Source organism: Streptococcus suis (assembly GCF_019794555.1).
In the GTDB taxonomy this organism is placed as follows: domain Bacteria; phylum Bacillota; class Bacilli; order Lactobacillales; family Streptococcaceae; genus Streptococcus; species Streptococcus suis_AB.
This window is the reverse complement of record NZ_JAIMEP010000006.1, coordinates 38,506-58,223: the sequence shown is the minus strand read 5'-3', so window position 1 is coordinate 58,223 and position 19,718 is coordinate 38,506. Positions and strand designations below refer to the sequence as shown.

The 19,718-nt window shown below is 39.3% G+C and carries 19 protein-coding genes and 3 tRNA genes; 5 read left to right on the top strand and 17 right to left on the bottom strand.

The features are described 5' to 3' along the window. The 6 genes from K6V48_RS04050 to K6V48_RS04025 form a co-directional block, all read right to left on the bottom strand. Window positions 1–927: a glycosyltransferase family 2 protein gene (locus tag K6V48_RS04050; protein WP_172018197.1), complete on the bottom strand. Its 927-nt coding sequence runs from the start codon at window positions 925–927 to the stop codon at window positions 1–3. Between the two features lie 108 nt (window positions 928–1,035). Further along, window positions 1,036–1,668 carry an orotate phosphoribosyltransferase gene (gene pyrE, locus K6V48_RS04045; RefSeq protein ID WP_014637891.1) on the bottom strand — a complete coding sequence of 211 codons (633 nt, stop codon included), beginning with the start codon at window positions 1,666–1,668 and terminating at the stop codon, window positions 1,036–1,038. 138 nt (window positions 1,669–1,806) lie between these two features. After that, window positions 1,807–2,133 (bottom strand): inorganic diphosphatase, encoded by a 327-nt coding sequence (locus K6V48_RS04040; RefSeq protein WP_172018200.1) that lies wholly within the window; start codon window positions 2,131–2,133, stop codon window positions 1,807–1,809. Further along, entirely contained in the window at window positions 2,126–2,821 is a 696-nt protein-coding gene (gene pyrF / locus K6V48_RS04035) for an orotidine-5'-phosphate decarboxylase (protein ID WP_172018203.1), read from the bottom strand. Before pyrF ends, K6V48_RS04040 begins: the two co-directional genes overlap by 8 nt. A gap of 167 nt (window positions 2,822–2,988) precedes the next feature. Further along, complete coding sequence (locus K6V48_RS04030) at window positions 2,989–3,930, bottom strand: dihydroorotate dehydrogenase (RefSeq protein ID WP_222368093.1); 942 nt, start codon at window positions 3,928–3,930, stop codon at window positions 2,989–2,991. Between the two features lie 9 nt (window positions 3,931–3,939). Then, window positions 3,940–4,713, bottom strand: coding sequence for a dihydroorotate dehydrogenase electron transfer subunit (locus K6V48_RS04025; protein WP_172040362.1), 774 nt, complete (start codon window positions 4,711–4,713; stop codon window positions 3,940–3,942). A gap of 208 nt (window positions 4,714–4,921) precedes the next feature. On the opposite strand from K6V48_RS04025, the gene K6V48_RS04020 reads away from it, so the two are divergent. The 5 genes from K6V48_RS04020 to glgB all read left to right on the top strand — a co-directional run bounded on the left by K6V48_RS04020 (window position 4,922) and on the right by glgB (window position 11,595). Further along, window positions 4,922–5,833 carry a LysR family transcriptional regulator gene (locus K6V48_RS04020; protein ID WP_171988501.1) on the top strand — a complete coding sequence of 304 codons (912 nt, stop codon included), beginning with the start codon at window positions 4,922–4,924 and terminating at the stop codon, window positions 5,831–5,833. Between the two features lie 148 nt (window positions 5,834–5,981). Continuing rightward, window positions 5,982–7,109: a glucose-1-phosphate adenylyltransferase gene (locus K6V48_RS04015; RefSeq protein ID WP_172084458.1), complete on the top strand. Its 1,128-nt coding sequence runs from the start codon at window positions 5,982–5,984 to the stop codon at window positions 7,107–7,109. 12 nt (window positions 7,110–7,121) lie between these two features. After that, window positions 7,122–8,237, top strand: a complete 1,116-nt coding sequence (gene glgD / locus K6V48_RS04010; RefSeq protein WP_222368091.1) for a glucose-1-phosphate adenylyltransferase subunit GlgD — start codon at window positions 7,122–7,124, stop codon at window positions 8,235–8,237. A gap of 8 nt (window positions 8,238–8,245) precedes the next feature. Beyond that, a complete protein-coding gene (gene glgA, locus K6V48_RS04005; protein WP_172039258.1) occupies window positions 8,246–9,691 on the top strand; it encodes a glycogen synthase GlgA in 1,446 nt (481 codons plus the stop codon). Window positions 9,692–9,756: 65 nt separating this feature from the next. Beyond that, a complete protein-coding gene (gene glgB, locus K6V48_RS04000; protein ID WP_222368089.1) occupies window positions 9,757–11,595 on the top strand; it encodes a 1,4-alpha-glucan branching protein GlgB in 1,839 nt (612 codons plus the stop codon). Window positions 11,596–11,643: 48 nt separating this feature from the next. Here glgB and K6V48_RS03995 read toward each other — a convergent pair whose 3' ends face one another. From K6V48_RS03995 to K6V48_RS03945, 11 genes are all read right to left on the bottom strand, one after another. Then, window positions 11,644–12,456, bottom strand: coding sequence for a transporter substrate-binding domain-containing protein (locus tag K6V48_RS03995; RefSeq protein ID WP_222368157.1), 813 nt, complete (start codon window positions 12,454–12,456; stop codon window positions 11,644–11,646). Between the two features lie 125 nt (window positions 12,457–12,581). Then, entirely contained in the window at window positions 12,582–13,394 is an 813-nt protein-coding gene (locus K6V48_RS03990) for a transporter substrate-binding domain-containing protein (RefSeq protein WP_404830137.1), read from the bottom strand. 151 nt (window positions 13,395–13,545) lie between these two features. Further along, on the bottom strand, window positions 13,546–14,574 hold the full coding sequence (locus K6V48_RS03985) for a threonine aldolase family protein (protein ID WP_222368085.1): 1,029 nt from the start codon (window positions 14,572–14,574) through the stop codon (window positions 13,546–13,548). 94 nt (window positions 14,575–14,668) lie between these two features. After that, window positions 14,669–14,740 (bottom strand) — tRNA-Arg (locus tag K6V48_RS03980). A gap of 36 nt (window positions 14,741–14,776) precedes the next feature. Next, the gene (gene rpsA, locus K6V48_RS03975; protein WP_105127164.1) at window positions 14,777–15,982 is read right to left on the bottom strand and encodes a 30S ribosomal protein S1; all 1,206 of its coding nucleotides are present in this window, start codon (window positions 15,980–15,982) and stop codon (window positions 14,777–14,779) included. A gap of 119 nt (window positions 15,983–16,101) precedes the next feature. Then, window positions 16,102–16,173, bottom strand: a tRNA-Gln gene (locus tag K6V48_RS03970). 138 nt (window positions 16,174–16,311) lie between these two features. After that, a tRNA-Tyr gene (locus K6V48_RS03965) sits at window positions 16,312–16,392 on the bottom strand. A gap of 51 nt (window positions 16,393–16,443) precedes the next feature. Continuing rightward, window positions 16,444–16,677 carry a DUF2969 domain-containing protein gene (locus K6V48_RS03960; RefSeq protein WP_024404645.1) on the bottom strand — a complete coding sequence of 78 codons (234 nt, stop codon included), beginning with the start codon at window positions 16,675–16,677 and terminating at the stop codon, window positions 16,444–16,446. Window positions 16,678–16,744: 67 nt separating this feature from the next. Continuing rightward, window positions 16,745–17,767, bottom strand: a complete 1,023-nt coding sequence (locus tag K6V48_RS03955; RefSeq protein ID WP_105127165.1) for a branched-chain amino acid aminotransferase — start codon at window positions 17,765–17,767, stop codon at window positions 16,745–16,747. An 88-nt stretch (window positions 17,768–17,855) separates the two neighbouring features. Next, window positions 17,856–18,470 (bottom strand): DUF4230 domain-containing protein, encoded by a 615-nt coding sequence (locus K6V48_RS03950; protein WP_105127166.1) that lies wholly within the window; start codon window positions 18,468–18,470, stop codon window positions 17,856–17,858. A 42-nt stretch (window positions 18,471–18,512) separates the two neighbouring features. Beyond that, window positions 18,513–19,613: a YncE family protein gene (locus K6V48_RS03945; RefSeq protein ID WP_222368083.1), complete on the bottom strand. Its 1,101-nt coding sequence runs from the start codon at window positions 19,611–19,613 to the stop codon at window positions 18,513–18,515. Between the last annotated feature and the right edge of the window lie 105 nt (window positions 19,614–19,718).

Below are 19,718 nucleotides of genomic sequence, written 5' to 3'. Positions count from 1 at the left end.
CTAGTTTGAACTTTTCTCTTTAACAATATAAATCGGACGTTTCTTCGTTTCCAAGAAAACTTTTGCCAAATATTTACCGAGAATACCAATGGTCATCAACTGCAGACCTCCCAAAAATAGGATGATACAAATAGTCGACGGCCAGCCAATTGTAGGATCTCCGAACACCAAGGTTTTGAAAACCACAAAGACCATTAGAACTAGCGACAACAGGAAGGTGAAGAAACCTGTATAGGAGGCAATATTCAAAGGTGTATCTGAAAAATTGATGATTCCTTCAATAGAATAAGAAAGCAATTTCCAGAAAGACCAACTAGTTTCGCCAGCGACCCTCTCAACATTTTCATAGGGCAAGTATTCTGTTTCGAATCCTACCCAAGCAAAAATTCCTTTCGAAAAGCGATTGTATTCAGACACAGATAGAATGGCATCTACCATGTGACGACGCATGAGACGGAAATCACGGGCACCGTCTACTACCTCGACCTGGCTGATTTTATTCATCAATTTGTAGAATAATTTTGCAAAAAAGCTACGAATCGGTGGCTCACCATCACGACTGACACGACGGGTTCCAACGCAATCTAAATCTGGATTGGCAGCCAACATAGCCTTCATTTCCATCAACATCTCAGGTGGATCTTGCAAATCAACATCCATGACAGTCACTAGCTCACCTTGCGCAGCTTGTAGACCTGCATAGAGAGCAGCTTCTTTCCCGAAATTCCTTGAAAAGGAAAGATAGCGAACAGCTCGGTCTTGACCAGACAATTGGCGTAAAACCGTTAATGTCCCATCCTTTGAACCATCATTGACAAAAATATACTCAAATTGTTCCCCCATCTCCTTACGAACTTTTTCCATAGCATCGTAAAAATAGGGAATTGCCTCTTCTTCATTAAAACAAGGCACGATAACTGAAATCATGTTCTTCTCCTCATACGGTCAATTATTGTATTCTCAAAATACGTTAGAGACTATTATACCATTTTACAGGATAAGTTCCCAGAAATCGTGCGTGGGCTCGTTTTAAATCTAGTCTTCCTGCCAAGTTTCTTGATTTTGACGGAACTTTTTAAGCAGATTCAAACCATCTGCATTGATATATCCCTGTACTTTTGCGACTTTGATTAACTCTGAATAATTGCTAAGCGTCACCAATTTCACGCCAGCATTATCAAAATTACGATCTGCCTTTGGCAATTCATAGGTAAAGATTGCCACAACACCAATAACGTCAGCGCCTTCACGCTCAGCTGCTGCTACGGCATCTAGAACAGACCCTCCAGTAGAAATCAGGTCTTCAACGACAACCATTTTTTGTCCCTTGACGATGCGACCCTCTAATTGATTCCCTGCACCATGGTCTTTTGGTTTGCTACGGATATAAGCAAATGGCAAATTCATCCGATCTGCAATGATAGCACCATGAGGAATACCTGCTGTGGCAGTTCCGGCAATCACCTCAACCTCAGGAAATTCTTCTTCAATACGTTGGACAAAGCCATCTTCAATCAAATTTCGAGTTTCAGGATAAGATAGTGTAATACGATTATCTGTATAGATAGGGGATTTGATACCTGATGCCCATGTAAACGGCTTTTCAGGGCGCAGATGAACTGCCTTAATATCTAATAAGTGTGATGCGATTTCTGTTGCTAGTGTCATAATAGACCTCCTTCTAAATGCGTACCATTCCAACATGACCATCCCGCCGAATAGCCTGTCACTCCTAAAGTACTGGTTCAATCTATGAAACCTACAAAAAACTATATTTATCCCCTGTTGAATTCTTACAGATTTCTCCTAGTCCACCATTTCAATCCATGAATCAAAATACTGTTCAATGAAATTGGTTTTCTCTTTTATTTCTGTCACGGTAAGTTTTTCATCAAGACCTGTCAGAACCCATTTATCCTCAACATCATCTCTGCGATGGATAATCGCGACCAATTTCCCCTCGAAAGCTATCAAAGACTGCCGAACATCTTTGGAAATGATGTAAACATCTTGCTCTTCACCATCTCCAGCCAATAGATTTGGAACGTAGCCGTAATTGATGGGGTACTGGTTGACAAATTTATCAATATACCCGAGAGGTCTATCGATTATAACCTGATTAACCTTATCCACGATTCCACTCCTCTTTAATAGACAAATAGGTCTGGTAAGGATGTTCTGATTTTGTAATCGGGCGACCTACCACAATGTAATCACTACCGATTCGAGCAGCATCTGCTGGTGTCATAACTCGTTTCTGATCGCCTACTTCACCGCCAGTCGGACGAATCCCTGGCGTCAGGCACACAAAATCAGAACTCGTAGCATCTTTAATCAAAGCCACCTCATGCGCTGAACAAACCACCCCATCAAGACTAGCTTCTTGTGCTCTTTGAGCATAGTGAACAACTGCTTCCTGCAAACTAGTCTGTATATTCTGGTCCGTCCTCATCTGCTCCTCTGAGGTAGAGGTCAACTGAGTGACCGCTATTAAAACAGCATCCTTACCCAATCCCCTTCGTGCTGCCCGCATCATCTCAACACCACCAGCAGCGTGAACGTTGGTCATATCCACACCGAGTTTTGCCAAGACTTTCATAGCAGACTCGACGGTATTAGGAATATCATGCAGTTTCAAATCTAGAAAAATACTGTGACCGCAGCCTTTCAAATAATTGATAATACCTGGTCCCTCCGCATAATACAACTCCATTCCAACCTTTACATAGAGTTTCTCATCTGGTGGGAACTGTTCCAGAAAAGACTGAACTTCTTCTTTACCTGCAAAGTCAAGGGCAATAATAGGTCTTGTTTCTTTCATAAAATCCTTTCAAATATGCATAAAAACCCTGCCAATTGAGACAGGGTTGTACACGAAGTCAGCCTGAAAAATACATTTTCAAGCAATTTACATGACACCTTCCCAGCCTCTCTGGACATAGTTAAAGGAGTTAGTTTCTTTAATATTACTCTTTTATATGAAGCTTGTCAATCTTGATTCAAGCTTGTACGAATCTCTTTCCGTAACTGTTCCAAACATTCAACGCCATAAATTTCCATGCATTTTGGCAAGTCTTGAATAATCTTTGGACAAGCAAATGGGTCTGTAAAGTTGGCTGTTCCTACCCCTACGGCTGAAGCTCCTGCAATCATCATCTCAAGGGCTTTATCTGCCGAATCTACACCGCCCATTCCTATGATAGGAAGATTCGTCATCTGAGTGACTTGACGGATGAGCTTGAGTGCAACTGGAAACACAGCTGGCCCAGACATACCACCCGTACCATTTGCCAGAATCGGTTGTCGAGTTTTCAAATTAAATCGCATACCAACTAGGGTATTAATCATCGTTAAGCCACTTGCACCTGCATCCTCAGCCGCTTTAGCCAAGAGGGTAATATCGGCTACACTGGGTGTGAGTTTGACATAGACTGGCACGGATGATGCTGTAACTGCTGCTTTTACAGCTTCATAAGCTAATTCTGGTACCTGTCCTATTAGAAGACCATTGTTGCCATGGTCCACATTGGGACAAGAAATGTTTAGTTCAATCGCCTTCACATTAGGAGCCTTTGAAATTTTTCCTGAAACGTAGGCATATTCTTCATTTGAAAAACCAGCTACATTGGCAATGATAGGCAAATCTGGAAAATGCTGTTGCAACCAGGGGAGTTTTTCGGACAAGACGGCATCAACACCAGGATTTTGAAGACCAATGGCATTGAGCATACCTGCTGGAGTTTCCGCAACACGGGGAGTCGCATTGCCATAGCGAGGATGACGAGTGGTCGCCTTAATCATAATGGATCCAAGCTGGTTAAGGTCATAATAATCTGCATACTCTTGACCAAAACCAAAACAACCAGATGCAGGAATAATGGGATTTTTTAATTCTAAACCTGGTAAGGAAATCGCTAAACGTTTCTCCATGTTGTCCTCCTATAAAACCAGACTTCCAGTCTCAAACACTGGACCTTCTTTGCAGACGCGCTTGTTCTCGTGCTCTTGTCCTCCCTTGGGTTTGACAACACAGGCATAGCAGGCGCCCATCCCACAAGCCATGCGGGCTTCAAGCGAGAGGTAAGCGTGTGGATGATCTTGGAACCGTTGGTCAACATACTTCATCATGCCAGGCGCTCCACAGGAATAGATGGCAGAAAAGTCATTTGTCAGCTGCTCCACTACTGTTGCCACAGACCCTTTAATTCCATAGGAACCATCATCTGTTGTGACATGAACAGAGCCATACTGCGCCAACTCCTCCTCCAAAATCAAAGCTTCTTTAGTGGCAAAGCCAATGACTGACGTGACCTTAGCACCACGCTTCGCAGCTTGTTTTGCTACCTCCACCAGAGGAGGAACACCGATGCCACCACCAATAATAAGTATCGGGTCGCCGTCTTTTAGAAAATCAATCTCAAAACCATTTCCGAGTGGCCCCATGACATCCAAATAATCTCCTGCAACCATGTTTGAGAAAACATCTGTCCCAAGACCCTCCACACGGTAAATAATCCGACATTGGGACCTACCATAATCAATTTCAGAAATGGAAATCGGTCTGCGCAAGAGCATTGCATCATTTGGAACCCGAATATGGATAAATTGTCCAATCCTCATCTCGGAAACCATCTTTCCTTGCAAAATCATTGAAAAAATTCGCGGTGCAAGTTGTACTTGTTCAACAAGTAACATTTGTTCTTTAAAAATCATTTTTCCCCTATTCTATGATTCTCAGAATACAAGAAAGTCGGTGCAGAGAAAAAACCTTGCTGGCTAGCAAGGTTACACGAAAAGAAGACAGAATCTGTCCTTTTTATCACGTTCCCTTCTTCGCCTCTCTGGACTCAGTTAAAGGTTATATTCTCAGCATTATACATTTTTTCATATCATTTGTCAATTTTCATGTTAAAATAGATTTATGAGAATTCAACAATTATTTTACATTATCAAAATCGCTGAAACAGGCAGTATGAATGAAGCTGCCAAACAATTATTTATCACACAACCAAGTCTTTCAAACGCTGTGCGAGATCTTGAAAAAGAAATGAATATCAAAATATTCTATCGAAACCCCAAAGGAATTACCTTAACAAAGGACGGGATGGAATTTCTTTCTTACGCACGGCAGATTGTTGAACAAACTGAATTATTGGAAGACCGCTATAAAAATCCGAATGCCAAACGACAATTATTCAGTGTCTCTTCCCAGCACTATGCTTTTGTCGTAAATGCTTTCGTTTCCTTGTTAAAAGAAACAGAGATGGAAGACTATGAGCTATTCTTAAGGGAAACGCGGACTTGGGAAATTATCGATGACGTGAAGAATTTCCGTTCTGAGATAGGAGTACTTTTTTTGAATAGCTATAACCGTGAGGTTCTTCTCAAATTACTAGATGATTATCGCTTGTCTCATACGTATCTTTTTACAGCAAGTCCTCATATTTTTGTTAGTAAAACCAATCCCCTTGCCTCTAAGAAATCAATCAAACTGTCTGACTTAGTTGATTTCCCTTATCTCAGCTATGAACAAGGGATTCACAACTCCTTCTACTTCTCAGAAGAAATTTTATCTCAAGAACACCATAAAAAGTCAATCGTTGTCTCTGACCGTGCAACTCTTTTTAATTTATTAATTGGACTTGATGGCTACACTATAGCAACAGGGATTCTTAACTCCAATTTGAACGGAGATAATATCGTTTCAATCCCTCTAGAATATGATGATGAAATTGAATTGGTCTATATCAAGCATGAAAAGGCAGTTCTTTCTGATATGGGGGAAAAATTTATAGAGTTTCTTCTTGAGGAAGTAAAATTCGATAAAATTTAAATTTTTTATGCTTATGAATTTAATATAATATATTTGTGAAAGTGTTTCGTAAAATTATTGAAAATTTTTCAATTTTAGCCTAGGAAACGCTTTCATTTTTTTCCATTCTGTGCTATAATACATGTATCAAATATAAAGGAGTGGTTAGATGGCTCAAAATAAAATGTTAGCTATGATCCTTGCTGGTGGACGGGGAACCCGTCTAGAAGGGTTGACTAAAAAAGTCGCTAAACCAGCAGTCGCATTTGGGGGAAAATATCGTATCATCGATTTTCCACTTAGTAACTGTGCCAACTCAGGTATTGATATTGTTGGTGTTTTAACCCAGTATGAGCCTGTTCTCTTGAACTCGTATGTTGCCCAATCACAGCGTTGGGGACTGGATGTACAAGGATCTGGTATCTTTGTACTGCCACCGAGCGAAAAAATTGAAGGTTTCGGTCTTTACAAAGGAACAGCTGATGCGATAACTCAAAACATTGACTTTATTGATCTCCATGATCCTGAGTATGTTCTCGTTTTATCAGGTGACCACATCTACAAGATGAACTACGATAAACTCCTTGACACGCACATTCAGAAAAAAGCAGATGCTACGATTGCTGTCATTGAAGTTCCTTTCAAAGAGGCTTCACGTTTTGGTATCATGAATACTGACGAAGAATACCGCATCCAAGAATTTGAAGAGAAACCAGAGAATCCAAAGAGCAACCTGGCTTCGATGGGGATTTACATTTTCACCTGGAAAACCCTTAAAAAATATCTACAAGAAGATGATAAATCAGAAACGTCTACACACGACTTTGGTCACGATATTATTCCAAAATATCTTTCAGATGGCCGTACCCTTATTGCCCACCCATTCCAAGGTTATTGGAAAGATGTTGGTACAGTGAATAGCCTATGGGAGTCAAATATGGACTTAATTGACCATTCTGGTGATTTAGATTTGTCCGATAGAACTTGGAGAATTTACTCTGAAGACAAAGGTTCGCCTGCCCAAGTTATTAGTGCTTCTGCAACTGTTAAATCTGCCTATATTGATAAAGGTGCCGTTATTGATGGTTATGTTGAACATTCCGTTATTTCAAACGATGTGCAGGTAAATAAGGATGCAGTTGTTAAAAACTCTGTTCTGTTACCGGGATCAGTGATTGGTGAAGGTGTAGAGCTGGACTACGTCATTGTTGCTGAGGATGTGAAAATTGCTGATAATGTCAAACTTTCAGGAACTCTTGATAAAATTCTCTTGATTGACAAGAATGTGAGCAAATAAGAAAGGATTGCTATGCTAAGAAATACACTCGGAATTGTAAATATTGAAGGAAATAATGTACATTTTGGTGATGTTATGAATCACCGTGGTGTTCAAGCATTTAGCTTCCTTGGTCGCTACCGTCTAATTGACTTTGTGCTATCAAATATGTCTAACTCAGGCATTACTGAATTTCAAGTCTATATGCCTGCAAGAATGCGTTCTACCATTCAGCACGTTGGTACCGGTAAGAATTACAACATCAACAGTAAACGAGGTTCATTACGCTTGCTAAATAGTGTAATAGATCCAAACTCAGTATACCAGCATGATGTTAACGCATTTTCTGAAAATATCCATTATATCGAAAGCTCGACGAAGGAATATGTCTTAATCGCTCCTTCCTACTTTATCTATAGTCAAGATTTTTCAAAAGTAATGGAGGAACATATCGCAAACGAAGCTGACATCACTGTACTCTATAAAAACGTTTCAGATGCGAAGGAAAATTTCATCGGCTGTCAAACCTTGAAATTCGGTGAAGACCGTCGTGTGGTTGCTTTTGAAGAAAATCATGGCAAATACAAGAATCGCCCCGTTTCATTAGAAGCTTACTTCATGAAACGTACGACCTTTATCGAATTGATTCAACGTGCGAATAAGGTTTCTTCTTTATACTGGCTTAAAGATATTCTAAGAGATGTTGTGGACCAATACAAAATCATGGGATATGCTCATCGAGATTTTGTTGCTTGTATCAACAGCGTGGAAGCCTATTTTACAACCCAGTTGGAATTATTACAACGAGATACACGTAAATTACTCTTCAAACACGATTGGCCAATCCATACACAAACCAGCGACTCCTCTCCTACCTTGTATGGTCCATTAGCTGAAGTAAAAGGCTGTATTGTTGCAAACGGAGCGAATATCAATGGCCAAGTCGAAAATTCTGTCATTGACCGTGATGTTGTCATTGAAGAGGGTGTTGTGGTCAAGAATTCCATTATTCTCAATGGAGTAACGATAAAAACTGGCGCAAATATCGAAAATGCGATAATTGATAAAGCAACAAAAATTATTCATCCGATTGATATTAAAGGAAGCGAGTCATCTCCTTCTTATCTGAAACCCCATCAAATTATTTAGGAGTTGATATGACTAAAAAATCTATTCTTTTTGTTGCATCAGAAGGTCTCCCATTTATCAAAACTGGTGGCTTAGCTGATGTTATCGGTTCACTTCCTAAAGAACTTGTTAAGCAAGGTCTGGATGTACGGGTAGTACTTCCTCTCTATAAAAAGATTGCAATACACAATCATTCTGACTTTGACTATGTATCAAGCTTTGATGTGCGAGCAGGCGACATTCAATCCATGGCTAATGTATACAGTCAAGTTATTGACGGGGTAACCTTTTATTTCATAGAGCATCGTGATTTCTTTGAGCGTGACAAACTGTACGGCTATGATGATGACGCTATGCGATTTGGTTATTTCCAACATGCCACTTGTCGCCTCTTAGAAGCCTTGAACTACTTCCCAGATGTCATGCACACACACGATTGGCATACTGCTGCACTTCCTTTCCTATGCCGTACATTCTACAGCTACCGTGAAGAATTCCGTAGCATCAAACATGTCTTTACCATTCATAATTTAGCCTTCCAAGGTATTTTTCATAAGCAAGCACTGTGGTCTGCACTTGGCATGAACTACAGCTACTACTTGGATGGTATTGCACGTTTTCATGATGAATGCATCAGTTTCATGAAATTAGGAATTTTGTATGCTGATAAGGTAACAACTGTTTCAGAAACCTACGCGCGAGAAATTCTGACAGAAGAATTTGGCGAAAATATGCAACACGTTTTAGAGCTGCGTAAACATGATCTTGTCGGTATTGTCAATGGTATAGACTATGATAGTTGGGATAGCCAAACAGATCACTATTTAGTAAAGAATTACAGCTTGGAAAATATAGCTGAGAAAAAAGCAAACAAATTGGCATTACAAGCCCAATTTGCACTGCCACAAGATGAGAATGTCATTCTGGTAGGAATTGTATCACGTTTAACCTGGCAGAAAGGCTTCTATCTTTTGACAGAGGTACTCGGTCATCTTCTACAAGCTCATGTTCAATTTGTGATATTAGGAAATGGTGAAACTGATATTGAAAATGCCTTTAATCATTTCAAACAGGCATATCCTGATAAATTCGCCTTCTATCGTGGGTACAATGAGCCCCTCGCCCATCAAATTTACGCAGCAAGTGACCTCTTCTTAATGCCGTCTATGTTTGAACCATGCGGTATTAGCCAACTGATTTCTATGCACTATGGAACACTCCCATTGGTTCGTGAAACAGGTGGGCTAGTTGATACCGTCACACCTTATAATATGGAAACAAAAGAAGGTACTGGTTTTAGTTTTGGAGGACGTGATGCCTACAATATGCGTCAGGTCTACGATTTAGCCCTTCAAACTTACTATGACCGGCCAGAAGATTGGTTTAGGATGGTTGACCAAGCGATGAAACGAGACTTTAGCTGGACTGCTTCGGCTGAAAAATACATCTGGCTCTATCGTGAAATAAGTGGTTAGAATACAAATAAAGATTGATTTGGAGTGAGACCCCCGTCCACTCCTTTTGCACAATGGAGATTGCTATGAAAGAATTTACTGATTTAGACCTATATTATATGAATTCCGGTGAACATACCACCCTTTACGAAAAGATGGGGGCACACATGGTAAAAGAGAGAAACAAGATACTCGGTACCCATTTTCGTGTCTATGCTCCTAATGCTAGGGAAGTATTTGTGATTGGTGATTTTAATGCGTGGCAAAGAAGTCATCAAATGCAGTGGGAAATTGATGGTGTTTTTCAACTCTATGTTGAAGGATTAAAGTCACTTGAGAATTATAAATATTTGATTATTACCCATGACGGTCGGGAATTGTATAAGGCTGATCCATACGCATTTTTCAGTCAAGTTCGCCCAGAGACTGCTTCTACCACCTACAACTCACGCTATAAATTCAAAGATCAAGCTTGGATGAATGCGAGAGTGGAATATGACTTCAAAGAACAACCTGTCTCCATCTATGAAGTGCATTTGGGATCTTGGAAGCAAAAATTTGTCAATAGAAATGAGGCTGGGGCTCCGATAGAGGCCTTCAATAGTTATAAGGATATCACCCCACTTTTGATCGAGCATCTCAAAGAAAACAACTATACGCATGTAGAGTTGCTTCCAATTACTGAGCACCCATTAGATGCATCATGGGGCTATCAAGTCACAGGTTATTATAGTCCCACTAGTCGGTTTGGTAAGCCAGACGAATTAAAATATTTAGTTGATCAGCTTCATCAAGCTGGGATTGGCGTTATCTTAGACTGGGTTCCATTACATTTTTGTAAAGACGCACATGGTCTATACCAGTTTGATGGTAGTTGGTTGTATGAATACCCTTATGAGCATGATCGAGAAAATCATCAGTGGGGAACTGCCAATTTTGACCTTGGTAAAGGAATGACACGGTCTTTCTTACTTTCAAATTTAAAATATTGGCTAGAATATTTCCATTTCGATGGCATACGCGTTGACGCTCTATCCTATCTCCTTTATTGGCGAGGGGAAACGACTGAAGACAAAATAAACCATGCTGCCATCGATTTTATCAAGCGTGTCAATGCAATGGTTCATACGGACTATAAAGGTGTTCTAATGATTGCCGAAGATTCTTCTAGCTTTCCAAAAGTCACCCATTCCTTAGAAGATGGCGGTATCGGATTCGATATGAAATGGGATTTGGGCTGGATGAACGATACGCTAAAATACATGGGTCGCCCATCTGTCTATCGCAAATACCATTCAAACGAAATAACTTTCGGAATGTATTACAACCAAAACGAGCATTTCCTCCTTCCGCTTTCACATGATGAAGTTGTGCATGGGAAACATTCCATCATAGAGAAGATGGATGGAAATTACGAAGATCAATTTAATTTGGCGCGTGCCTACTATAGCTTCTATTTTGCCCATCCTGGTAAAAAATTACTCTTTATGGGCAATGAATGGGGACATATTCGTGAATGGCATGAATATACTGAAATGGATTGGAATTTACTACAATTTCCAATTCACCAATCCTTCTATCAAATGATGAAAACCTTATCTACTTTCTATAAAGAAAACGATGCCTTTTGGAAGTATGATTTTCAAGCCTACGAAAAAGGGTTTAATTGGGTAAAAATTGATGGTGATAGTAATCTCTTTGCATTTTCACGTATGAGTGATGACCAAGAAATTCTAACGATCCATAATTTTAATGATCAAGAACTCTTCGACGTACATTTGGATCTGCCTGCAAAATCCGAATATAAGCTAGTCTTTTCATCTAGTACCATCCCAATGGAATCATTTAGTATTTATCCAAATGAGAATGGTGTTATGATAACAATGCCACGCTTAACTAGTTTCTATTTAGAGAGAATGAAGTAAAAAAAACTTGTAAGTCTAAAAGTAGAGACTTACAAGTTTTTTTGTATTCTATTCAACAGCTGTATAAGTGGCTGCTTTTTCTAAGAAGGTATCAAATTCACCACTTGATTTGACTTCGTTAATAACCTTGTCAATGCTTGTTTTTAAGTCATCACTTCCTTTTGGAAGAGCAATAACTTTTGAATTTTCATCAATAGTTGGGAATTCAATTGAAGCGATGGCTAAATCTGAGTTTTGTGAAACATAACCAGCTGCGACAGGGGAATCCATCAAAACAGCATCAACTTTACCAGCTTTAAGTTCATTTACTGCTTCTCCCATTAATGTCAATGAAACAATTTTAGCCTGACTTATTTCTGATTTAGCATATGTTTCCTGAGTAGAACCTTTTTGGACAGCCAGGTTTTTGCCTGACATTGCATCAATTGAAGTTAAGGTACTTGCATCATCTTTTTTGACAAGCAAAACATCAGCAATTTGGTAATAGCTTTCTGAGAAGTCAAAAACTTTCGCACGTTCATCTGAGTAAGATAGACCAGCAATAGCAATATCGGCTTTCCCATTTTGTACACTAGATAAGACATTATCGAAACTCATTGCTGAAACTTCAAGTTTTACTCCCAATTCATCAGCAATCTTTTGTGCAAGCATAATATCCGCACCAACGACTTCATTCTTGCCATCAACAAGGGCTTGAAACTCAAATGGTGCATAGTCTGGACTAGTAGCAACAACCAACGTACCTTTTTCTTTAATCTTTTCTAATGTGGATTGGCTGGAATCTGAACTAGAGCTTGCTGAACAAGCAGCTAGAGATAGGGTAGCGACAAATGTTGCAGCTAGGGTAAGCATTTTTTTCAATTTCATTAATAAACAGTTCCTTTTCATTCATTTCCAAATCATTTTTTTGATTCGATAGTGAATATTCTATCGAATTTTTATTCAGTTGTCAACCAATCGAATTGAATATTTATTCTCAAAAACAATTAATTATTACTGATGGATTGCTGGTAGGCTTCCTCAACAAATTGATCCATTTTACCAGAGTCAACTAACTCAGTAATGACTTTGTCAATTTTTTCCTTTAATTCGGTACTACCCTTTGGCATTGCAACAGCGTAAGAATCCGAAATAGAAGATTCAATATCCATATCAACTATTTGCAAGTCACTATTGACCCCCACGTAGGCTTTGGCAATTGGCTCTTCAAAGATGACACCATCAAGCTGACCAGCCTTTAATTGTTGAATCAAATCGCCATTTTTTTCTAAACTAATCATTGTGGCCTCAGTAAATTCTTCTTTTCCGACACTTTCTTGAATGGTACCCTTTTGCGTTCCAATTGATGTACCAACGAAATCCTCGATGCTTGTTAAGCGAGTTGCATCAGATTTCTTTATGATCATTTTGTTTACCGATTGATAATAGGCCTCAGAAAAATCATAGATTTTTGCACGCTCTTCGGTTGCAGAAATTCCTGAAATGGCAATATCAGACTTACCGCTCTGTACACTCGCTAATACATTTGAAAAGCTCATGCTAGAGAATTCAACTTCAACTCCTAACTCCTCCCCGATTGCTTTCGCTAGCTCAATATCCGCACCGACAATTGTATCTTTTCCATCTACAATTGTTTTGTATTCAAATGGAGGAAATTCTGGATTTAAAGCAACAACAATTTTTCCTTTGTCTTCAATTTTTTGCAAAGTATTTGAAGTTGAGCTTGAGTTACAAGCTACAAGGATAGCAGAGGCAAAACAAACAGTCGCAAACCTATAAATTGACTTAATTTTCATAATAAACTCCTGTATAAAAAATCATAATATCAAACATACCAGCGGTTGTTTTTGTATGTTTATGCTATTCTAAATCATATTTATACATTTGTCAACTGTTTTTTGTATTTTTATTCGTTTTAATTATAAATTTATAGTCTATATGAATGTAATGTTATAACAATCTTTCTAATTCAGTGATATCTTCTTCAGTTGTTGACCAGCTTGTTGCTAAGCGAATTACCGTACTACGTTCATCATATTTTTCCCAAAAACTATAACCAATTCCTAATTCGTCAAAATGTTTTAGGTCTGTATTCGAAACAATGATAAACTGTTGATTAGTAGGTGATTGCAGATAAAATTGATATCCTTTTTCAGTCAAGATTCTTTTTAAACGCTCTGCCATTTCAATCGCATGACGTCCAATCTCCACATATAGATTTTCTGAAAAAAATCGATCGAATTGAACACCGACTACACGACCTTTTGCAAGTAAGGCTCCATGTTGTTTTACAATTGTTGAAAAGTGTTTTGGTTGATTGTTTTTTGTGAAGACAACTGCTTCACCAAGTAAGGCTCCCAATTTAGTTCCACCGATGTAGAAGACATCTGTTAAGGCAGCGATTGTTTTCAAATCGATATCTGTATCCCTTGCAGCTAGACCATATCCCAAACGAGCTCCATCTAAATACAAAGGAATTTGAAAGTGTCTACAAACGCTAGCAAGGTCACTCAATTCTTGTTTTGTATACAAGGTTCCATATTCTGTAGGATGTGAGATATAGACCATACCAGGAAATACCATATGTTCGTGATTGGCATCAGCATAAAAGTCAGTTATGTATTGTTCAACGTCTGATGCTACTAACTTACCTTGTGAATGCGGTAAGGCCAAAACTTTATGTCCAGAAAATTCAATAGCACCTGCCTCATGAGTTGTCACATGCCCTGTGTCTGCAGCGATTACTCCTTCATATGATGCAAGCATTGAATTTATGACCAATTGGTTCGTTTGTGTCCCCCCAACAAGAAAAGTAACTTGTGCATGCGGACAATCTGTAGCTTCACGTATTTTCTCTACAGCACGTACAGTATAATGATCAGTCCCATATCCAGACAACCCTTCATTGTTTGTTTCAATGATAGCTTCTAGAAGTGCAGGGTGAACCCCTTTATTATAATCATTTTCAAAATGTAACATAGATACCTCCAGTAAAAAATAAACTCCCCCAATAATTTTGGACAGTTGATACGCTAAAAACCCTTGTAAATCAAGGGTTTTTAAGTATATTTAGTCCACCCTGAGGGAATCGAACCCCCATCTCAAGAACCGGAATCTTACGTGATATCCATTACACTAAGGGTGGAAAGGAAAAACTTGCCGAGGCAAGTTTTTAAGTGAATTACAATTCAATGTCACCGAAAAGGTCAGCCATTGAGAAACCTGATTGAGTTTCTGGTAATTCGTAATCACGTTTTTCTTCACGTTTTTGGCGACGTGGACGTGGAGCACGTTTTTCAGCTTTTTCTTCGCCTTCAGCTGCTGCTGGACGTTCTTCCAAAGCCTTGATAGAAAGTGACACACGTTCATCTGCTGCGTTCACTTCAAGAACTTTAACAGTTACGTCTTGACCTACTGTCAAAGCATCTTTAGGATTTTCAACACGTTTGTGTGAAATTTGTGAGATGTGAACCAAACCGTCGATACCAGGTAATACTTCAACGAATGCTCCAAAATCAGTCAAACGTTTTACTTTACCTTCGATTACATCGCCAGCTGCCAATTTTTGTTCAACGCCATCCCATGGGCCAGGCTGTGTAGCTTTCAATGACAATGATACGCGGCCTTCAACTTCGTCGATAGCAAGAACTTTAACTTCTACTTCTTCACCAACAGTTACAGCTGATTTAGGAGATACGTTACGCTCATGTGACAACTCAGTCAAGTGAACCAAACCATCAACACCACCTAAGTCGATGAAAGCACCAAAGCTTGTAATGCGAGCAACTTTACCAGTTACAACATCACCAACAGCCAATTTACCGAATACTTCAGCACGTGCTGAAGCAGCTGCTTCTTCAACTACATCACGACGTGACAAGATGAAACGATTCTCTGCTGGATCAACTTCTTTGATTTTAGCGTCAAATTCTTGACCTACAAAACGATCAGTGTTACGAGTGAAACGGCTATCAATCATTGAAGCAGGGATGAAACCACGCAAGCCTTCAAATTCAACTGCCAATCCACCTTTAACTGCACGAGTAACTTTGACTGTTACAACTTCACCTTCACGACCAACAAGCTTGTCCCATGCTTTACGAGCTTCCAAACGTTTTTTAGATACAAGATATGTAACAGTGTCTGTATCTTTACCAACAACTTGGCGAAGTACAAGCAATTCAAGTGTTTCACCAACTTTAACAAGGTCGTTGATATCAGCATCACGGTCGTTAGTCAACTCACGAAGAGTCAATACGCCTTCTACACCAGTACCAGCAATAGCTACATTAGCTTGACCAGCATCAACTGTCAAAACTTCAGCAGTTACTACATCACCAGGTGTAACTTCGCTTACACTGTTCAACAAATCTTCAAATTCGTTCATTATAAAAAAACCTCCGACAATCGGGTTTCTACACCCAACATAAAATATATTTTATTAAGGCACACGCAAGGACAACAATTGGACATCTTTGACGAATTAGGACTTGCCTAATACCTTGACTGGGGTAGCTGGATTCGAACCAACGCATGAGGGAGTCAAAGTCCCTTGCCTTACCGCTTGGCGATACCCCAAAATACACCACTAAGATAACGTTCTGAAATGAACTCGGGCTAAACGCTGTGTAAAAAAGATAAGTTGCCTAGCAAATCAGGATTTGCTGTCAACTTCCTATTTTTACTGTGCGTTTGACGCCCTTAGTATCTTAGATATGGAGAGAGAGGGATTCGAACCCCCGAACCCGAAGGAGCGGATTTACAGTCCGCCGCGTTTAGCCTCTTCGCTATCTCTCCGTGCACTAACAGACACTATTCTACCATAAAATAGTACCAATTACAATACTTTTAGTTGCTTAAATTATAATTTTCAATAATATTTCCGACTGCTTTTTCCAATGTTTTATAAAAGCCTTCGGTATTTCCATTTTTTACGATTGTAAAATTATTTTCAGCTAATTCTGCGATCTCACCAATAACTTTTTTTCCAATGACGAGACGGTAACCATCATATTTTTCATTATTCACAACAACAGTTGCATCTTCAATCTGGATTTCAATTTTTTTATCTTTTTTACTCATTTTTAAAACCTCACTGTTTCTATTCTACAAAAAATGAGAAAAGCTTGCAAGTGCAAGCCTTCCCAAATTATTCAATCTCTACAATCCAGCCTTCTGGTGCTTCAATATCACCAAATTGGATACCTGTTAATTCATCATACAATTTGCGCGTTACAGGACCTACTTCTGTTTCACTATGGAAAACATGTAGTTTATCACCTATTTGAATACCACCGATTGGTGAAATCACTGCAGCTGTTCCACAAGCCCCTGCTTCTACAAAATTATCTAGTTCATCCACAAAAACTTCACGTTCAATTGCTTTTAATCCCAATCGTTTTTCTGCTAAGTAAAGAAGAGAATACTTGGTAATTGAAGGTAGGATAGATGGTGAAACTGGCGTAACAAATTCATTTTCAGCTGTGATACCAAAGAAGTTAGCTGACCCAACTTCTTCAATTTTCGTGTGAGTAGCTGGGTCCAGGTAGATAACATCTGAAAATCCTTGATTTTTTGCATACTTCCCTGGCAGTAATGAAGCCGCATAGTTCCCGCCTACTTTTGCCGCTCCTGTACCATTCGGGGCAGCACGGTCATATTCATCTTGAATAAGGAAATTAGTTGGTGCTAAACCACCTTTGAAGTAGTTTCCTACCGGCATAGCAAAGACAGTAAAGATATATTCGTCAGCTGGCTTAACCCCAATAATGTCACCAACACCAATCAAAAGCGGTCGTAGATATAACGTTCCACCAGTTCCATATGGTGGGACATAATCAGCATTCGCTTTCACCACTTGCTTACAAGCTTCAATAAATAATTCTGTTGGAACTTGAGGCATAAGAAGTCGGTCAGCGGTTCGTTGCAAACGCTCAGCATTTTGATCTGGACGGAAAAGTTGCAACTTCCCTTCCTTAGTTCGATAGGCTTTAAGACCTTCAAATGCTTGTTGACCATAGTGTAGAGCAGGTGAACTTTCGGAAATATGTAATTCTGCATCCTCTGTCAATTCACCATTATTCCAATGACCATCTTTGTAATAAGCAATAAAACGATAAGGTAATTTCATATAGGAAAATCCTAAATTCTCCCAGTCAATAGTTACTGTCATAAGTTTTCTCCAATTTATTTTTTACTATTCTACTACTTTTGGTGATGAATTTCAATAAAAATTCAGAAAATTTCGGCAATCTAAGAAATTAGTCCGCAAAAACAAATTCTAGCTTTATGTCTGGCGAAATCGCCCTAAATAAATTGATGTAGTAACTCATTGCTGAACTCTGAATATCCTCATTATAGGTCTGCAAGACCTTTTCTTGTTCCTTGGATTTGAATTGTTCCGTTAGAACTGATCCAGTGTCTACTTCTTCTGTTAGCAAACTCAATATTTCACCACTTTTATCATATAAAGTATAGGGATTTTCGCTCAATGCAAAGCCGACCACACGAAACTTGGGAATGCGAACTTGATAGCGATTGTCACCTTTTTGTTCAATCGAAATGGGATCCGTAATACCAAATTTTACCTTGTAACGCAGAATAATCAGCGCTGATTTTTCTGTAAAAGGCACTTCTTTGCCGAAAATTTCTGTACGGTTCTTTTCTGTAATGACCGTCTCAATCCCTGTTGTCAGAAAAACAAGCTCATTGACCTTCTCAACAGACTGTATGGTCGAGCTAATGGTGCGCTCAGAAGATTGATTTCCAGCTCCTCTACTATAGCCAACTGCCCACATGCCAAGCAAGACTAAGAGCAGGCCAATCATGACCCAGAGATAGATTTTTATCCTAAAAAATGTTTTTATTGCTTTCATCCACTATCCTTTCTTGATAACTAAATCTTTCACTTCTTTCTATCAATCAACGGTGATTTTTAGTACACGGTCTACCGATGTGACCGTCGGATTGAGCCGGTATTTAAAGGCAGAGGATTCAAATAAGAGATAAAGTCCATCCTCCTCCGCAACAATTTGCTGCATATAAGGTGGCGTAGTCAATTCTTTTTCAATATCCTTTTCTTGATCCAGATGACCAAGATTATCCAGATTATCAAAAGCAAAGAAGAGAAGTTTAGAATCATCCTTGCCATAGGACTGCGAAAAAATAATCTCCTTGTCCCCAACAGCCACACCTTGAATTTTTTCCAAAGTGTCTATCACGCGCTTGGGCTGATAATCATCGTTGCCTTCTTTTTTCCGGAAGAGCAGACCTTGATCATCCAAATCAAAAATTCCCAAATGACCCTTCTCATCCTTATCAAAATAACCAACCAGCAGATGATTGTCATAATAAGACATGTAGGATGATTTTTCAATATTGTCCAGATCATATTGTTGGTCAAACGTCACTTCTTTTTGAGATTTGCTAAAATCCTCTTTCTTCAAGGTTTCTAAGTCCAAAGCTGAAATCTGAGAACTGCTGTCTTTATCCGTTGTTGTAATCCACAAACGCTCGTGCTGTGTATCGTAAGCAATTCCGCCAACATGGCTAGTCGTTGGCAGAACAATTGTCTTGAGATAATCACCTGACTCACGGTCCAAGATCCAGAGGACGGAATTGTGAGAATAACTGGCACTATATGCCGAGATAATGACAAAATTCTCTGCAAAGCTCAGCCCCTGCGGTGTCATATCTTCCGTTTGGTCAGCATCTCCCTTGTCCTCACCTTTGGCTTGCACACTTTCTGTCTGAACAAGACCAGGAACCACGTAGGTCTCGCGGTCTTTGGCAATAACTTGAAATAAATCTGGATAATATTCTTCCAATTCCGCAAAAAATTCATCCTGCTCCTTGCTCGCCGCGTTGGTATTGGTACCGTCCTCTTCTTGGTAATCCGTCCCATTAAAGAGCTTAAAACCATAGAACAACAAGAAACCAATCCCTACCACTGCCACAAGAGCTGTAAACAACTTTTTCATATCATCACCTAAACCGCCTTCTTCCATCACACATGTCATCTTAGGCAGTACTTTCTAACACCAGTATAACAGAAAATACTAGCCAATGGAGACAAGTGATTTCGAAAATCTGCAAATGACGATTGTTTTTGAAAAAAGAAGTAT

What these genes read in the sequence shown, in the direction of transcription:
- K6V48_RS04030 (WP_222368093.1), bottom strand. Translation starts at nt 3,930, where the DNA reads ATGGAGAAACGTTTAGCGATTTCCTTACCAGGTTTAGAATTAAAAAAT.
- K6V48_RS04020 (WP_171988501.1), top strand. Translation starts at nt 4,922, where the DNA reads ATGAGAATTCAACAATTATTTTACATTATCAAAATCGCTGAAACAGGC.
- K6V48_RS03985 (WP_222368085.1), bottom strand. Translation starts at nt 14,574, where the DNA reads ATGTTACATTTTGAAAATGATTATAATAAAGGGGTTCACCCTGCACTT.
- pyrF (WP_172018203.1), bottom strand. Translation starts at nt 2,821, where the DNA reads ATGAAAGAAACAAGACCTATTATTGCCCTTGACTTTGCAGGTAAAGAA.
- glgB (WP_222368089.1), top strand. Translation starts at nt 9,757, where the DNA reads ATGAAAGAATTTACTGATTTAGACCTATATTATATGAATTCCGGTGAA.
- rpsA (WP_105127164.1), bottom strand. Translation starts at nt 15,982, where the DNA reads ATGAACGAATTTGAAGATTTGTTGAACAGTGTAAGCGAAGTTACACCT.
- K6V48_RS03955 (WP_105127165.1), bottom strand. Translation starts at nt 17,767, where the DNA reads ATGACAGTAACTATTGACTGGGAGAATTTAGGATTTTCCTATATGAAA.
- K6V48_RS03950 (WP_105127166.1), bottom strand. Translation starts at nt 18,470, where the DNA reads ATGAAAGCAATAAAAACATTTTTTAGGATAAAAATCTATCTCTGGGTC.
- K6V48_RS04015 (WP_172084458.1), top strand. Translation starts at nt 5,982, where the DNA reads ATGGCTCAAAATAAAATGTTAGCTATGATCCTTGCTGGTGGACGGGGA.
- K6V48_RS03960 (WP_024404645.1), bottom strand. Translation starts at nt 16,677, where the DNA reads ATGAGTAAAAAAGATAAAAAAATTGAAATCCAGATTGAAGATGCAACT.
- K6V48_RS03945 (WP_222368083.1), bottom strand. Translation starts at nt 19,613, where the DNA reads ATGACATGTGTGATGGAAGAAGGCGGTTTAGGTGATGATATGAAAAAG.
- K6V48_RS04050 (WP_172018197.1), bottom strand. Translation starts at nt 927, where the DNA reads ATGATTTCAGTTATCGTGCCTTGTTTTAATGAAGAAGAGGCAATTCCC.
- pyrE (WP_014637891.1), bottom strand. Translation starts at nt 1,668, where the DNA reads ATGACACTAGCAACAGAAATCGCATCACACTTATTAGATATTAAGGCA.
- glgD (WP_222368091.1), top strand. Translation starts at nt 7,122, where the DNA reads ATGCTAAGAAATACACTCGGAATTGTAAATATTGAAGGAAATAATGTA.
- glgA (WP_172039258.1), top strand. Translation starts at nt 8,246, where the DNA reads ATGACTAAAAAATCTATTCTTTTTGTTGCATCAGAAGGTCTCCCATTT.
- K6V48_RS04025 (WP_172040362.1), bottom strand. Translation starts at nt 4,713, where the DNA reads ATGATTTTTAAAGAACAAATGTTACTTGTTGAACAAGTACAACTTGCA.